We start from the raw sequence: 17,221 nt of genomic DNA on the forward strand, positions 1-17,221 counted from the left end.
AAAATCAGCGCACTAGGAATTAAGATGTTTTAACATTCCAGTGCACAAGTTAAATGTGTCACTAGGATCTTTTACTCTAATAGCCAAAGCTCCAGTTAAAGATGTTGGGTAATCATTACCGCCTTCATACATCCGATCTCCAACAAAAGCCATCTTATTTAAAGGAATATGGCAATAGGAAGAAAGAGCCTTAAGAGCTTGAGCCTTATTATCACCTTTGCTGACAATATCGACACTAGTAAAGCCACCAGCGCGCACAGAAAAATCAGGCAAATTTTTAGAAATTTCTTGAGCTAAAGTAGTTTTTAAAATTCCACTAGGATCCCACTGTTTTTTAAATTCAACAGGAGCGAGTTGACCTAAAGCTGAAAAAGTGATTTGCGTACCACGATTCTCTATCTGACTCCCCCAAAGTTTCTCATCTGAATCACACTTCCACAAACCCATTTTTTTAGCACAAGATATAATTACTTCAATAACATGATTTGCATCATCGTCAGAAATATTATGCGAGTAAATGCAGTACAATCGCCCATCCGAAATGCGATAATAGCTTGCTCCATTAGTCGGCATAATGTGTAGATTATCAAGTCTTGTATATGCAGGTAAAACATTTAAAATCTGACTTTTAACTAGTCGCAAGTCACCGCCAGTAATAACAGCAATAGGCAACCTATTTATCAAATCACCAAAAACTGTACGCATTCCACTTGTCATAGGCTTTTTTGAACAAGCAAGAGTATTGTCTAAATCAAAACCAATAAGCGAATACGATACAAGATACTCACAAAGTCCTTGCTCATTCCACTCATGAATATTAGACTCCAACACTTGCCTCCTGTACAAACCTTGCAATTCAAGTATTCCATATTATTAACATATTTACTACAACGTGTCTTGCATGTTTTGCAGACCACTCATTTCACCATCTATTTCACCATCTATTCCACTATGAGTTTGTCAAATTGCCCTAGCATACAAATAAAGTTAAAGCATGACGTCTTTAATATGGGAACAGCGAAGATATAAAAATCGACACGGCAGAGGAATGAGAATGCCAATGTTTGGCACAAGACTACCACGGTACAGAACAGCAAGCGGAATGTTTGACTCAATGGTAGCTGGTCAAATACGAAGACTTAATGGCGCATGGTCTAATCTTACAAAAGGCGTGCAGTTTGCTGTAGAAGACGTTCCACCATCTCAACCAGTACTTTGGGAAAGCAACAAAAGAATAATGTCTCAAGTATTTCCAGCTTCCAAAGGAATACCACCTAGAATCGTATTGTACAGGCTGCCGCTATGCACACATGTTACTAGTCGCGCAGAATTACAATACGCCATTCGAGATGAGATGGTCCAACGACTAGCAGAATTGTATGGCAGAAGACCAGAAGAAATAGACCCAGACTGGGGATTGTAAAGATAATTAAAATAGTTTACTAAATAAACTACTTCACAATAGCAGGATTTGCTCTAACCTTAACACTTATTCTGTTAGGATCAAGTGATTTAGAAGGAATCCAAGCAACTCCTGCAAGTCCCGCGCTATTTACCGTATTATTTTGAATCCTAGAAGCAAAAGATACGCCAGACTTTGATTTAAGCGTAAACATAATTGCTTTAGGATTAATATCTTTTGCATATATTGTTGAAACAGTATAAGGTTTAATATCAACCGCTTTAGAAGATACCTTTATTCCATAAGAATCATAAGCATTTATGGTTACGTGAGAATTATCCACTAAACCATTTGCAATATATAACGAAGTTTCATCTGCAGAAAGCGGAGATACAAAAGCACTATTAGTCATAGGATTAACAGCATTAACAAAAGCAATATCACTCTGACCATCTTTACCGTTTCTTTCAACAGAAGCCATAATAAAAGTCGAGACAGTGCTTTGAGCAAAAATAGCGCCAACTCCCTTAGGAGCATTTCCTAAATCAACAACCTGAACTTGCCTTGCATTAAGATCTACTTCCTTAATGCTTTTCTTTCCTGAATCATCCAGCCAATATAAATCGAGTTTCCCACTTTTATCAGACCAAATATAAGCTTTGACCTGATCTCCATATGTAATGCCGGGTAAAACAGGTTCCTTAGACGCCGAGCTTGTTGGCTGAATAATATCCACTCCCTTAGAAACAAGTCCTTGAGAGCGAACGACTTTAACAAAAGATGAAACTGGTGCTTGGTCACTTGAAACTTGAATATACAGCCCATTAGTTTTCTCGGCTGCGGCAGAAATGTTAAAAGAAGAGTCACTATGCGCTGGAACAGTAAAAGTACTTCCAGTAGATAGATTCATTTGAGCACCTGATCTACTTGTTGACCACGCTTTAACACTCACAACAGTTGGTTTTGATGAAAGATTAATAGAATTTAATCTTATTGACACACCTTCCGATATTTGCGGAATAATAAAGTTTTGTCGCATTGATGGAGATACGCAAGAAGTAGCAGACAAACCTTTTAAATCCCCATTTGTTGCCCAAGATACACTAGAAGCAACTGATCCAGTACCAGACTGTGCATTAAGAAAATTGCTTTCTAAAATTTGAGCATCTTTGTCTACATTATTTTCAGCAAAATAAGCTTTACTATCATCATCTGAATTAGAAACATTAGTAAAAGATTTATTGACTAAATCTTTAGAATTTCCAGAATCTTTTAAACCATGTACAGAGGACTTATAAACATTGCCAAAGGACGCATATCGCGCAACCGACTTTAAATCACCTTCGGATTCTTGAAACTCACTATCGCCATAATTTGCTACATCTGGCAAAGATACTCTAGTCGGACAAACCGTTTGAAAATTAGTAGAACTTACTTGTTTTTCCACACTTCCATTCGGATAAATAGGATCATCCATAATATGTTTAAACGGAGATGTGTAGGATATTACAACAGCAGTAGAAACTAGTATTGCAGCACTTAAAAGCGACAATAACAATAATTTGAATCTTCTAAAACGAGTAGAAAGATTAACAGAAGCATACTCTTCTGCATGGCGATGACTATTTTTAGAATTCTTATTCGACTTCATTTAAATCTTCCCTGACATATTATTCGTTTAATAAATCATAATCATCTAACTAATCATCTACACGCTCTATTAAATTGCTATTATTAAAACGCGGCAACGCTACTAAGCAATACAATAATAGGACTAAAGCAAAAACAATAAACCAAGGCATTCTCCATGAAAGTGGACGAGAATGGCTATAAATCGATGTTTTTGAAACAGATTTTTTACTGTTATCAACATCAAAACGGCAGTATGTTCCGTGATCAGATGAAACAACAAGTTGAGTACCATCGGAAGCATTAACGTTAGCAATCAGGTTTTCTGTAGCCTCCTTATTAGAAGTACTATCAGAAGACAAGATGGAATTGTTAGCAGATAAGTTAGTTTTAGTTATGGAATCGTTAACAATATAAATTCCACCTATTCCAAGCTGTTTCAGAGTTTCTATAGACTCATCGTCTGCATGAGAAAGAAGCTTAGAAGCTGCATAATATAGTGTGTTTCTGCTAGGAGAATACCCGTAAAGTACATCTCGAACTTGTAATGCTGGAGATAGATCAATAAGATCACCTCGAACAGTTCGCATAAGTGAAATATCTAGCTCACGACTATTTATTGCTTTAATAGCAAGGACTCGATTAGAGTCATTCTTCCTTAAATAGTCAGAAACAACCATTGGTAAACCGTTATCACTTGCATAAACAGAAGTTAAAGGACCACTTGTTATAGCAAATAATCCGAGCAGAATAGCAACAGCAAAAATACCAAAAGCTAAAATTCCTCTAGCAAGATGAATAATCTTACGGAGCATCGCTTTAGCAGAGCGCCTAATAGCAGCACGCTTAGAAACGCGCGTCGTATAATCGTCTGGATTATTATCAATATTTATATTAGATCTTCGCAAAGGCTCAAAACGATGAACAGCTTTACCGGCAACCATGCACATGCAAGCAAGCACACCAAGCGCGCTTAAACATACGCCTGGAAGAACGCTAGAAGATATAGGACCATCAAAATCCGCTGCGATAACGACTCGAGATGCAACTAATGAAAGAGCCATACCACTTACTATCACAACCCACATCATTCTAGAAGTTCTTAAAGCAAATGGAAGAGCAAGAGAAGCTAAAGCCATTAACAAAGCGAGAACAGCAAACACAATCATTATGATTCCGCGAAGCTGCATAATAGGCAAAGATTGGGAAGAAAAATGATTCAAATCAATATTGAAAGCTCTAAGTAAAACATCTAAATAGTTGACAACTCTAGGAGCACCATTGATTTTTTGCGATGGAACAGCCATAGTCGCAAAAAGCTGACGCCACATTCCAGATTCAAAATAGCGAACTACACTACCTAGAGTTGGAAGAAGAACCAACACAGAAGGTATAGGCATAAGCGCTAGCATAAAACGATGTGAACGAACCATTATCAATGATGCTACGAAAATAACAATCATAGGTAGGATAAGCTGAGGGCAAGCTGCAAGAGGAATCATAAAGCATAACGATGCGCATGCAGCACATTGTATAGATGGAACAGGAAGCACTGGATCTTCTGTAACATACATTCCTACAGCGTGGAAAGCAAACGCAAATGCTGCTGGCAAAAACACCATTGTTAGAAGCATTGGTAAGTCGCCTCTAGCGAATATGCCAAATGCCATTGCAATCATTGTCCAACAAATACCAGAACAAACTCTTACAATATCGGAACGAGTAAATACTCCTGCAAGCGCCCAAAAACTTAACAACATTGCTGGAGCTGCAAGGAAGAAAATAACACTTACTGCCTCTATTGTATTGCCACCAAACACAATAGAGGCAAGCATCCAAATAATAAGAAGAGGAGATGGAGGTATTGCAGAAGCAAAACCATCATCTGGAATATAAGATCCGATTGCAGAATTAAAAAGTTGATTAAAACTAGAGCCAGTAGGAAGTAATTGGCTTGAATAAAGCGAGGATCCAGAAAAAATCTTACTAATAGGAGCACCATAAAGAAGCATAACAGCCGCAAACACAAGCAAAGAAGCAAAAATAGCAGCACTCCAACGAAGTAAAATTCGCTTATGCAAATGTCGCCTTGCAAGCGGACTTAGAATAACTCCCTTTTTTTGAGTTTTAAAAGCAACAGTCTTGTCTTTCCAACGTGTAATTTGGCTACGACTGGCTATAAGGGACGAAAGCCTCTTCAAAGACACTTTCGCAACTCTAGATACTCTTCTTCTAGCAAAAATAGCTCTAGGAAATTGCGCTAATGCTATCCACGGGAGTATAAGGTGCATGAATGCCACATATGGCTGCTTAGCAAACAAAGACTGCAAGGCGCGAATTAATGACATAGGCAGGCTACTCAACCAAACAATTGGCCACATAATCACACGAATATCCGTGTACAAATATCTTTGTTTTGCCATAATCGAATATGCAGAACCGTAGCAAATACTAGATTTTTCAACAGGTCTTTCTTCTCCACTTCGAGTGCGGATTCCATCAAAACGCGCTCTTCTATGCGCTATGCGAGCTTTTGGCACAACAACTACTCGCCCACCGCTTAAAATAACTCGCCTACAAAAATCGTTAGACTCTTCAAACGTTGTTAACCAAGGTTGAGTCCCTCGCATCGTTTGCCATGCGCTAAGAGAAACAAGAGCACCAGCCAAAGAAACAGAATAAACATCTCCACGAAAATCATACTGCTCCTGATCTGGTTCACCTTCTACAGTAAGAGAATGCACTCTATGTTTCCATGCATACATGCCAACATTGTGCAAAATCTTACCCTGCCAATCCACTTGTTTTGCACCTAGAATACAAGCTGTTGGTGTATTTCTCCATGTTTCTCTTAAAGCCTCAAGACACTTGTTATCGCAAGGTTTTGAATCGTCGTGAAGAAGCCACAAGGATTTAACGCCTTGCAATGGTAAAAGTTTTCTCAAAGATTTTTCTACCGCATCGCCAAAAGATTTTGCAGATTTAATAGATAGAACAATAATCTTTATCTTTGCGTAAGATTCCTGTATATAACCCTGATTGTTGTTAGAAAAATCACCACCATAATTACTAACAAAATCTGCGCTAGAAATTAGACCAGATAATGTTGTTGGTTCTATTTGAACATTAAAAGATGTTACAGATTCTTTTTCTACTCTATTAGCACAATCAGCTACAACAATAGTTCCTGGAAGAACAGTTTGATTTATTAAAGCTTGCAAAGTGTCTTCATAAAACCGCGTATCTCTCTCAACACTCATTATTGAAATAATCGACGAATCAACTTCGCGCGGTTGCTTGCGATTTAAAGCTGAAAAAACGTGTAAAACATTATTTTCAAACGTATCAGTCTCAGCGGTTAATGAATCCATACATAATAGTGTACGCAAGGGGTATGTATTATGCATGTTTAGATAATTCTCAATAGAATGCACTATAATAGTAGCTTATATGTGTGTTTACGAAAGAAGGAAGCATGGCAGCCTCTCGCTATGAACAAGACCGCCGGTACCAAACTAACTATTGGGACTCCTCAGCTCCACATCATAGCTTAAGCAATCATATTTTATATAATTCTCGTAAATTAATTTCTATTGTTATTGTTGCCATTCTAGCCTTCTTTTCTACAATCATAGCAGCTGTTTGGCTTGATTTTTCGTCTACAATACAATCTCGTGTTGTTAACATGATTACAAAAGATGGCAAAAAAGTTCAAGCAGTAGACCCTAACGCTGGTAAAACAATCAACATTCTTGTTCTTGGTCAAGATACTCGAGAAGGCAGAAACCGTGCTTTTCAGGGCGGTGGCGAAGATGAAAATCATCAATCAGATACGGCGATGATTGTTCAAATCAGCGCAGACAGATCCTATATAAATATTGTTTCTATTCCAAGAGACTCAATGGTTAAAGCAGCATCATGCAATACGACTAATGGAAAAATTCCTTCCAGGCGCAAAGTGATGTTCAATTCTATTTTTGCTCTTGGGTACGCTAAAGGCGGCGATTTAGCATCGGCAGCATCGTGCACTCTTGCAACAGTAAATGAAATTACTGGATTAGATATAACTAATTTCATTGTTGCAGACTTTAGTGGTCTAAGCGACATGATTAACGCAATAGGCGGCGTAAATTTGTGTATTCCAGTAGATACTAAAGATTACTACACTGGAGTTAATTTAAAGCACGGATTACAGCATTTAGATGGTGTTCAAGCAACACAGTATGCAAGAATGAGGCATGATACTGCAAGCGACGGCTCAGATATTATGCGAACTACGCGTCAACAATATCTACTAAAACAGCTTATTCATCAAGCATTGTCTAAAAACTTGTTCACACAATCAGGTCAGCTATATCAGCTTGCAAAATCTGCTCTAAAATCGCTTAATATAAGCGAAGGATTAGCAAATCCTGCGACACTGGTTGGATTAGCAACAAGCCTTCACAAGTTAAATACTTCTAATATTTATGCACAAACAATACCGATTACAGCTGATCCAGCTGACGAGAATCGTGTTATTCTTGACGACAGTGCAGAAGACGTTTGGGAATTGATGAGAGAAAATAAACCACTTACTAAGCATCTTGCCTCTAAGCAAAGTAAGTCTGAAAAATCTACAAAGAAAAATTCTAAAGAAGATAAAAAATCAACTTCTAAAGATTCCAATGTCTCAAATGACGATTCGGATAATACGAACGGTACAGGTTCCTACGATTCTACAAATAGCGGACCAGCAGGAAAACTTAGCGCTATTAATCCAAAAACTGGATTAGCTAAAGACGAATTAGGCAGACTAATAGACCCAAATAGTGGAGGCATAGTGGATCCAAATGATGGAACAATAAGAGATCCAAATACTGGGCATTACATGGGTATTGCAGATAAATACTTAAATAACACTATTTGCGCAGTTCCAAAAGGGAAATAATAAGAAAGATAGAAAATATATTTTCGACACTACTTTATAACCACAATGCTTTATAATGCCATTGTTAGTTATTGCATTGAGTTAATACGATTAGAAATTATTAATTAGCAAACACATACGAGTTATGCTACAGGAGGATAAATGAGCCAGCAACGTCCAGAAGACGCTTCAGGGAATCAGAATAATCCTCCTAGTTTTGCACCATCTAATCGTAGAAAAAATAAGAATGGCTCTTACTCACACAATACAAGCGCAAATAATGGAAATGCAATACCGAGTTTTCCTCCTAAACAGAATCACAAATTTAAAGAAATAGAAAATCAAAACTCACAAATCAATCAAAAAGCACCATCTTTTGCACCAACATCGCGCAAAAACGGCAACACAAGTCATCCAAAAATATCGAATATAACACCATCAATTAATGTGCAACCGATTAGCACAGCATATTCAAATTCCGAATCGTATATGATTTCACCTGAGTCTTATATAGGAACGTCTAATAAAATCTTTGAAAAACCAGACGATGTAGAATCAATTGATAATCCTGCTAATAACCCTATAGGTTATAGAAAAAAACATCATTTCTTAAAATACTTAACTCTATTGTTAGTAACGCTCTTAATTATTGTAGGAGTGTGTGGAGCGTTATCTTGGAACTGGGTTGATTCACAAATAAAACGCGAACCATGGTTGACTAATACAGAAGACACTCAAGAAACAACATGGCTTATTCTAGGATCAGACCAGAGAGAAGGCGAAGAAGCTAAAGAGATAACAGGCTTTAGAACAGACACTATTCTTGTACTAACAAAACCTGTAAGCGGACACAGCTCTTTAATATCAATTCCAAGAGACTCGCTTGTTTCAATAAATGGTCAGCAAATGAAAATAAACACTGTTGCGCAAGATATTGGAAAACAAGCCTTAACAAAAACAGTCGAAAAAATAACTGGTCACAAAATAGACCATGTAGCAGAAATAAAATTCGAAGGACTTACAAAAGTTGTAAATTCTCTGGGCGGAATAGATTTATGCTATAACCGTACTGTAAATGATGCATACAGTGGTCTTAATTGGACAGCTGGATGCCATAGCGTAGACGGAACAGTTGCGCTAGCTTTTTCCAGAATGAGATACGCGGATCCACAATCCGACTTTGGTAGAGCAGCAAGACAACGCATGGTGATAAGCGCAATAATGAAAAAAGCATTATCTAGCAGCACACTTACAAATTTTGGGACCGTAAAAGGATTTGCAAAAGCATCTCTCGATTCAGCAATGTTAGACGAAAACACAAATCCTGGAACACTACTAAACATGGGGCTTGCGTTTAAAGAAGCTACAGGAAAAGACGGTGTAACGGGAACAGTTTATTGGACAAATCCTGATTATGAGGTTTACGGAGTCGGATCATCAGTATTGTTAGACGACGCCAAGAACATTGAATTATTCAACCAGTTATCTGCAGGAACACATGCTCCTGGAAGCGTAGGAACACTTGCAGAACTAATGAATCAACAATAATACGAATACGATTAACACGATTAACACAAAAAGTTTTATCGTATTTAAACCTTTAACCACACTGCTGTATTTTCCTTGCACAAACTGTAAAAACTCATGCATGATTGCGCTATGGAATATAAGGAATGTAAAAACTACGGAAACTATGAAAACAACGCAATCTATAATAAAAACGCATCCTCAAAATCAATGTTTTGGATGCAGATTATCGCTAATATTGTGCCGATTTTTGCCAATATTGCTCTAGCAATAATGGCGTGCTTGCAAAAAAGTTGGATGATGTTAGCTATGGTCGTCCCAAGCATAATGATGTATATTGCTTGCTTAATACCACAAATTATTCAATACAATGTGAATAAGAAAAGTGATAACAAAAACGAAAATAATATTAAAAAACATGTTGAAACACAATTTTCTAAAAGGATAAGTCGCCAGCATGTTCAAGGTGTTCCGAATACGCTTGTTCCAATAAATTTAGAAGCAATACTGATAAATAATGCGAATCAAATAAGCAGCATAAGTAATTCTAAAAATATAGTAAATCATGCTACTCCTCCATGGAAAAATGTTGTTTACTCTTGGCTAAAATCTTCCAATGAGTCAAATAAAAAACTCGTAGCACCAATCGGTATAAGCGAAAACGGATATTTTTGTTTAGACCTTATTAGAAACGGACCACACGCTCTTGTAGCAGGTACAACAGGCTCAGGCAAATCTGTGTTACTAACATCATGGTGTTTGGCTTTAGCATTCAACTACTCCCCCAAATCTTTGCAATTTGTTTTTATGGATTTTAAGGGTGGAGCCACATTTGACGCTCTTTCCACACTCCCACACAGCATTGGGAATGTAGGAGATCTAAACCTTCAACATGCAGTAAGAGCACTTAAAGGATTAGAAAAAGAATTAGATAGAAGAGAAAGATTAGTAGCATGCCAAGGATGCCATGATATTAATCAAGTAAAACCATACCAGCCTTCACTGGCTATTGTTATAGACGAATTTCACGCATTAAAAAATCAATTGCCAGACTACATGAATCGTCTTATACGAATAGCATCAGTTGGAAGATCCTTAGGAATGCACCTTATAGCATGCACACAGAATCCAATGGCACAAGTAAATGCAGACATGAAAGCAAATATGTCTATAAACATATGTTTAAGAGTTAGAGATGCAATGCAATCTCATGAATTATTAGGATCATCTTGTGCAGCGAGCATAAATCCAAACAATCCTGGAGCAGCATACTGCAACACTGGAGATGGAATAATAGCATTACAATGCTCACAAAGCAGAAACAAAGATTCTCTTATACAAGCAATAAAATTAGCTGGAAAATTCTACTACTATAATCAACCTAAACAACTATTCAGTGCTCCATTACCAAGATATTTAGGTTATTCAACAATCAAAAATTATTGCAATAATACTTTTTGCAACAATAAATCTTCTAGGTTTAATTCTGACTTTAGCTATGACTTAAGTAAAGAAGATGGATTGTTAATAGGCTTAAAAGACGATGGCATTAATTTAAGCGAGGCAATTCTACCTACAAATCTGGGAAATATCGCAATTATTGGAGGAAATAAGAGAGGAAAAACTAATCTTATAAACGTAATTTCTAAAGCTATAAAATCAAGAAACACATACAACAATTCGCAAAATATTTATATTTTAGACAATGCAGACTCACTGCTAGAACCTTTTAGTAGCGACACAAAGTCTCAAGAATTTCAAAGTAAACTAGTCAATCCAAAAATAACTGTAATTTTCTGCGCACAAAACGCAAGGCATATTCGCATACCAGAACAAGCACCAGTAAGAATAATATTCCCAACAGGAGATGCTGGAACAGATACAATGCTAGGAATACCATCAGACTTGCTAAAAACTCTTAATGTAGATGATTATCAAACTCCAGGAAGATGCGTAATGGTAATTCCTGGAAGTGCTAATCTATTACAGATTTTAAGTTTTACATAAGGCTTTACATAAAAAATATTTTAAATTATTCAAAAAATTAAAAAAATAAAAAATTCTTAAAAAAGTCTTGAAAAAAAGTTATATTCATGGTTTCCTTGAGTGCGGATAGTTTTTAAAAACAAAGTTTAATAATAGTTTTAACCAGCGTAAGCTACGTTTTTTAAAGGGGATATTTATTTATGAGCAGCGCATTTGATTGGCGTTCAAAAGCAGCATGCAGAGACAAAGATCCTGAGCTTTTCTTCCCAGTAGGAAGTAACAGTGCATCTAATCAGCAGGTTGAGGAAGCCAAAGCAGTGTGCAGAACTTGTAACGTTGCAGACAATTGCCTAAGATGCGCGCTTGAAACAAGCCAAGATTACGGCGTATGGGGTGGTCTTAGTGAAGATGAACGACGATCACTAAAACGCAGGGCTATACGTGCAAGAAGAAACCAAAATGCAGAACTGTAATCTACATCTACTCCACTCCTGGAACTCGTAGCTTAATGTCGAGAAGAACACGAGTTCCACCTTCTCTACGTTGCTCCCATTTAACTGTTCCGCCAAAGTCGTTAGTAACAAAAGTATTGATTAACTGAGTGCCTAACCCAGATCCAGAAGACTTAGCCATACCGTGCAAAGACTCACTTTCAATACCCTCTCCATCATCTTCGACGACGATACTCAGATTATCCCCACCTCTACCAACAGAAATCTTAATATGTCCTTCACTAACTCCCTCAAAACCATGCTCTACTGCGTTAGTCACAAGTTCTGTTAAAACAAGAGAAAGAGGAGTTGCATCTTGTGCTGCCAACATGCCAAACTTGCCACAAAAATCTATCGTAATATTCTGATTTTGCGAAGCAAGCTCAATAGACATTTTAAGCAAACTAGAAATAACCTTATCAAAATCAACAACCTCATCAGCTGTTTGACTTAAACCTTCGTGGACAAGAGCAATCGTCTGAACGCGTCTTTGTGCTTCTTCTAATTCTTTACGTACTTCTGCAGACTTAGTTTTTCTAGCTTGAAGACGAAGCAAAGCAGAAACAGCTTGAAGATTATTCTTAACACGATGATGAATTTCAGAAATAGTAGCATTCTTAGTTTGAAGCTCTTTTTCCCTACGGAGAACCTCTGTAACATCACGACAAAGAACAACTGCACCCGTTCGATCATTTGGACCATACAATGGAAGCGAGCGCATAGAAACAACAGAATTATTAACTTCTAGTTCGCAATCAACATCCGCTTTACCGCTTAGTACAAGAGGCAAACTTTCAGGAACAACATCGTTTGTGTGCAACAATCTTGCTCCAAACTCGCATAGAAACTCGCCTTGCATAGTGTCTAATCCGCCTAATCTACGGAAACAGCTAATTGCGTTAGGAGAAGCATAGCGCACAACTCCGCTTTCTTCTAAAATAATAAAACCATCTGCAACTCTAGCATTGTGGCGCTGATTTAGCATTGAATCGTGGTATGGAAATTGCTCTCGCGAAATCATGTCGAACAGAGTTTTGCCAGCATTAATGCTTTCGGTCTCATACCTACCGTTTGATTCTCTTGTAGCAAGATTTGTTTCTCTAAGAACAAGACCTAACGTCTTGCCATTATGACGCACTGGGGCGTAAACATTACAAACTGTTGCTCTTCCAACAGTTCTTAATACAGAAGAGTGGAAACTTGTTTCCTTACTCATTGCTGCACTTAGTTCTTGATGCATTGATTCATCTAGCTTTACGCCCAACAAATCTTCAGTTCGAAGTGTAATTGCTGTAGACGGACGACATTGTTCTGCCACAACGTAATCACCATTGCCGTTTTGAATAATCAAAAGCAAGTCTGCAAAACTTAAGTCTGCTATTACCTGCCAGTCTGCTACAAGGTGATGCAGCCATTCGCGATCAGACTCATCAAAATCTGGACGCGTTGCAAGAATATGAGAAAAATCAGCCATAACCACAATAATATAGCCACATGGATAAATCTAAAACTATGGAGGATTTACTCCTACCAATTACGTGGCAACAAATTACAATAACTCTTTTAATAAAATAGTCTTATAAATTTCTGTTCATAGATTTCTGTTAATAAAATAAATTTACGACTTTCCATATTTGTACGAACAAAAGTTAGTTTAAATTTGCATCGTTTCTTATATTTCACTCCAAATCATGATTTGCATAATTTCTATGCAGCAAACCGAATACATTGACACCATATGTAACACCACTTATAATTTTATAAACACCAAAAACACGCTATTAACTGGGGGTGAAATGTCGCAATGGGACAAATTACTTAAGCGAATACTTAGCTTATCTAAAGATATGAGATTTGAGGAATTGAAAAAAGTGCTAGAAGCCTACGGATATGAAATGTGCAATCCAAGAAGCGGAAGCAGTCATTATACTTTTCGCAAAAATCACGCCAACCCAATTACAATTCCTAAGCATGAACCAATCAAAAAGATATACGTAGAAATGGTGAAATCTGTAGTAGAAGCAGAAGACGAAGAAATAAAAGAGGAAAATCAAATATGGTGAAAACACTTACGAATAAAACGCTTAGCTACTACATGTCACTCCCATACAAGCTGGAGATTGTAAAAGATCCAGATGAAGGCGGATTTGTGTCCTACTACCCTGATTTGCCAGGGTGCATGAGTTCTGGAGAATCCGAACAAGAAGCAGCAGCAAATGCGCAGGATGCTAAAAAGGCTTGGCTGGAAGCCGCACTTCAAAGCAAAGTAAACATAAAAGAGCCGTCTTACCATGAGATAAATGATTATTCTGGGCAATTCAAATTGCGTCTTCCTAAAGAATTACACAGACAATTGTCTGAGCAATCTCAAGCCGAAGGCATAAGCATGAACCAGTATTGCGTTTATCTTCTTTCGCAAAACAACGCTATTGAGCGCGTGCTTGAGCGAGCATAGGACCACAACACACCTAGAATCAAAATTAGCAAGACTCGTATCAATGTAATAAGATTTAGTACCAGCGTGTAACTAACAAACAATGTGGTTAACAGCACGCATATGAAAATTAAACAGTAACATCAACGACGAAAAGAGATTACCGATGACCAAGATTATTCAGATTGGCGCAAATCATGCTGGCACTGCCTGCGCTAACACCATTTTGAGCTACCCAGGAAACGATCTTACAATTTACGATCAGAATAGCAACATTTCCTTCCTTGGCTGCGGTATGGCTTTGTGGATTGGAAAGCAGATTCAAAGCAGCGATGGACTGTTCTACCAGAAGCCAGAAGATTTCGTTAAAAAGGGCGCAAAAGTAAATCTTGAAAGCAAAGTTCTAGACATTGATTACGCAAAGAAAGAAGTTACTGTAGAGCTTAAAGACGGATCTGTTATTCACGATTCTTACGATAAACTCGTTCTAGCTACTGGCAGCCTTCCAAACAAGCCACGCATTAAAGGCATTGATTTGGAAAACGTGCAAATGGTAAAGCTTTTCCAGAACGCGCAAACTGTTATTACTAAGCTTCAAGAGCGCGATTTTAATAACGTTGTGGTTCTTGGCGGCGGCTACATTGGCGTGGAACTTGCGGAAGCTTTTAAGCGCCTTGGCAAGAACGTGACTCTTATTGACATGGAAGACCATATTCTTAACGGCTATTTTGACCCAGAGTTTTCCGATAATTTGAAGCAGATTATGGAAGATAAGGGCATTAAGTTTGAGCTTGGTCAAGCTGTTGAAGAGATTGTTGGAGATACTGAAGTTAAGGCTGTTAAAACAAGCAAGGGCACTTACGACGCCGACATGGTGATTTGTGCTATTGGATTCCACCCAAATGTTGCTCTTGGAAAAGATCATTTGAAGCAATACGAAAACGGCGCTTTCCTAGTTGATAAAAAGCAGCAAACTTCCGACCCAGACGTGTACGCTATTGGCGATTGCGCTACAATCTACGACAACGCTCGAGACCGCGTAAACTACATTGCGCTCGCTACTAATGCCGTTAGAAGCGGCTTGATTGCAGGCCACAACGTTTGCGGAACTCCTGTAGAAACCGAGGGCGTGCAAGGCTCTAGCGCAATGATGATTTACGACTACAAGCTTGTTTGCACTGGTTTGAGCTTAACGGCTGCTCAAAAAGAGGGCATGGACGTTGATTACGTTGATTTTGAGGATACTCAAAAGCCTGCGTTTATGGAAGTTGAGAATCCAAAAGTTAAGATTCGCATTGTTTACAAGAAGGATTCTAAGGTGATTGTTGGATGCCAATTGGCTTCTAACTACGATATGTCTGCAGCAATCCACCTGTTCTCTCTTGCTATTCAAAAGAAAGTCACGATTAAAGAGCTTGCATTGTGTGATATCTTCTTTATGCCTCACTTCAACCAGCCATACAATTACATTACGATGGCAGCTTACACGGCTTTGTTGAAGGGATGATTAGCTTCTGATTAATCTCTGCTGATTAAGTTCTGCGATTAGCTTAAATCGCGTTTATTAAACCAAGCAATTTGTTCTATAATGGAGCGGTTGCTTGGTTTTTTAATCATCCGCGCACAAATCGCGAATTAAAACGCGCATATTAGCGTAAGACGTACAAATTAAAACAAAGGAGTCTAGGATGAAGCAGCTATCTATTAAGCCAACTATTCACAAATTTGAAAATACGCGCGATTTTGCGCAAGAATTTAAGCTTGGCAAAGACGATTTGGTTATTACAAACAAGTACATTTGGGAGCCTTATTTTGGCGATTTAAATCTTGATTGTAATGTGATTTTCCAAGAAAACTACGGCAAGGGCGAGCCAAGCGACGAAATGGTTGACGCGATTGTTCGAGATATTCACACTACTCCAAGGCGCGTAATTGGCATTGGCGGCGGCACTGTTTTGGATATTTCTAAAGTTTGCGCGTTAAAGCAAACAAGCCCGCTTGAAGACTTGATTGATGGCAAGATTCCTGCGCAAAAAGGCGCAGATCTTATTCTTGTTCCAACTACTTGCGGCACTGGTTCCGAAGTTACAAACGTTGCCGTGTTCTCGCTCACAAAGCGCAACACTAAAAAGGGTTTGGCAAACGATTCTTGCTACGCTACAGACGCGGTTCTTATTCCAGAATTGTTAAAGAGCCTGCCTGATTACGTTTTTGCAACCAGCTCTATTGATGCTCTTACGCATTCTATTGAGTCTGCGCTTTCCCCTATTGCAACAGAGCTTACAAAAATGTTTAGTTACAAGGCTTGCGGTCTTATTTTGCAAAGCTACATGCGAGTTGTTAAGGAAGGTAGCAGCGCTAAAGCCCAAGTTGTAAGCGACTTGGTTTCGGCAAGTCTTTACGCTGGCATTGCATTTGGTAATGCCGGATGCGGTTGCGTGCACGCTATGGCTTATCCTCTTGGCGGCACTTTCCACGTGGCTCATGGTGAGACAAATGCTGCTCTTCTTACAAGCGTTTTGCGCTACTACGCTAAGCACGAAGAGAATAGCGATAGCGCAGAAAACACTGAGCTTTCTAAGCTTTTTGACTTTATGGCAAATATTCTTGAATGCCAAAAAGCAGACGTATTAAACAATCTTGACGAAGTTCTTAACACGATTCTCCCTAAGCACAAGCTTCACGAGTATGGAATGACCAAAGACATGATTCGCGATTGGGCTTCAAGCGTTGTTAAAGAGCAGCAGCGACTTCTAAAGAATTCATACATGCATATGAGCGAAGATGCTATTGCCGAAGTCTACGCATCTACTTTCTAATATATAGTTAACAGTGAGATTTTC

The 17,221-nt window shown here is 38.2% G+C and carries 13 protein-coding genes; 9 read left to right on the top strand and 4 right to left on the bottom strand.

The annotated features are described in order from the left end of the window. Positions 1–12: 12 nt before the first annotated feature. Positions 13–831 carry an HAD-IIB family hydrolase gene (locus HXT46_RS04215; RefSeq protein WP_013399656.1) on the bottom strand — a complete coding sequence of 273 codons (819 nt, stop codon included), beginning with the start codon at positions 829–831 and terminating at the stop codon, positions 13–15. Between the two features lie 163 nt (positions 832–994). Between HXT46_RS04215 and HXT46_RS04220 the strand changes: the two genes are divergently transcribed. Then, the gene (locus tag HXT46_RS04220) at positions 995–1,423 is read left to right on the top strand and encodes a metallopeptidase family protein (RefSeq protein WP_004138024.1); all 429 of its coding nucleotides are present in this window, start codon (positions 995–997) and stop codon (positions 1,421–1,423) included. A gap of 28 nt (positions 1,424–1,451) precedes the next feature. Here the strand turns inward: HXT46_RS04220 and HXT46_RS04225 are convergent, their stop codons facing one another. Together HXT46_RS04225 and HXT46_RS04230 are read right to left on the bottom strand one after the other, a co-directional pair. Beyond that, positions 1,452–3,053, bottom strand: a complete 1,602-nt coding sequence (locus HXT46_RS04225) for a DUF5719 family protein (RefSeq protein ID WP_421785699.1) — start codon at positions 3,051–3,053, stop codon at positions 1,452–1,454. A 49-nt stretch (positions 3,054–3,102) separates the two neighbouring features. Next, positions 3,103–6,402 (bottom strand): glycosyltransferase family 2 protein, encoded by a 3,300-nt coding sequence (locus HXT46_RS04230; RefSeq protein ID WP_421785701.1) that lies wholly within the window; start codon positions 6,400–6,402, stop codon positions 3,103–3,105. A gap of 104 nt (positions 6,403–6,506) precedes the next feature. Between HXT46_RS04230 and HXT46_RS04235 the strand changes: the two genes are divergently transcribed. From HXT46_RS04235 to HXT46_RS04250, 4 genes are all read left to right on the top strand, one after another. Continuing rightward, positions 6,507–7,961 carry an LCP family protein gene (locus tag HXT46_RS04235; RefSeq protein WP_004113175.1) on the top strand — a complete coding sequence of 485 codons (1,455 nt, stop codon included), beginning with the start codon at positions 6,507–6,509 and terminating at the stop codon, positions 7,959–7,961. Between the two features lie 141 nt (positions 7,962–8,102). After that, entirely contained in the window at positions 8,103–9,488 is a 1,386-nt protein-coding gene (locus HXT46_RS04240) for an LCP family protein (RefSeq protein WP_004113177.1), read from the top strand. 96 nt (positions 9,489–9,584) lie between these two features. Next, a complete protein-coding gene (locus HXT46_RS04245) occupies positions 9,585–11,474 on the top strand; it encodes an FtsK/SpoIIIE domain-containing protein (protein ID WP_165844581.1) in 1,890 nt (629 codons plus the stop codon). 179 nt (positions 11,475–11,653) lie between these two features. After that, positions 11,654–11,926 (top strand): WhiB family transcriptional regulator, encoded by a 273-nt coding sequence (locus tag HXT46_RS04250; RefSeq protein WP_004113182.1) that lies wholly within the window; start codon positions 11,654–11,656, stop codon positions 11,924–11,926. Between the two features lie 7 nt (positions 11,927–11,933). Here the strand turns inward: HXT46_RS04250 and HXT46_RS04255 are convergent, their stop codons facing one another. Then, on the bottom strand, positions 11,934–13,418 hold the full coding sequence (locus HXT46_RS04255) for a sensor histidine kinase (RefSeq protein ID WP_032837358.1): 1,485 nt from the start codon (positions 13,416–13,418) through the stop codon (positions 11,934–11,936). Positions 13,419–13,740: 322 nt separating this feature from the next. Here HXT46_RS04255 and HXT46_RS04260 point away from each other — a divergent pair, with 322 nt between their 5' ends. From HXT46_RS04260 to HXT46_RS04275, 4 genes are all read left to right on the top strand, one after another. Then, positions 13,741–14,007 (top strand): type II toxin-antitoxin system HicA family toxin, encoded by a 267-nt coding sequence (locus tag HXT46_RS04260; protein WP_004113190.1) that lies wholly within the window; start codon positions 13,741–13,743, stop codon positions 14,005–14,007. Beyond that, a complete protein-coding gene (locus HXT46_RS04265) occupies positions 14,001–14,399 on the top strand; it encodes a type II toxin-antitoxin system HicB family antitoxin (RefSeq protein ID WP_009993678.1) in 399 nt (132 codons plus the stop codon). Before HXT46_RS04260 ends, HXT46_RS04265 begins: the two co-directional genes overlap by 7 nt. A 145-nt stretch (positions 14,400–14,544) precedes the next feature. Continuing rightward, a complete protein-coding gene (gene nox, locus HXT46_RS04270) occupies positions 14,545–15,885 on the top strand; it encodes a H2O-forming NADH oxidase (RefSeq protein WP_421785704.1) in 1,341 nt (446 codons plus the stop codon). A 181-nt stretch (positions 15,886–16,066) separates the two neighbouring features. Continuing rightward, positions 16,067–17,197 (top strand): 4-hydroxybutyrate dehydrogenase, encoded by a 1,131-nt coding sequence (locus tag HXT46_RS04275; protein WP_020759472.1) that lies wholly within the window; start codon positions 16,067–16,069, stop codon positions 17,195–17,197. Positions 17,198–17,221 lie beyond the last annotated feature (24 nt).

The organism is Gardnerella sp. DNF01204 (assembly GCF_049244145.1).
GTDB lineage: Bacteria > Actinomycetota > Actinomycetes > Actinomycetales > Bifidobacteriaceae > Bifidobacterium > Bifidobacterium vaginale.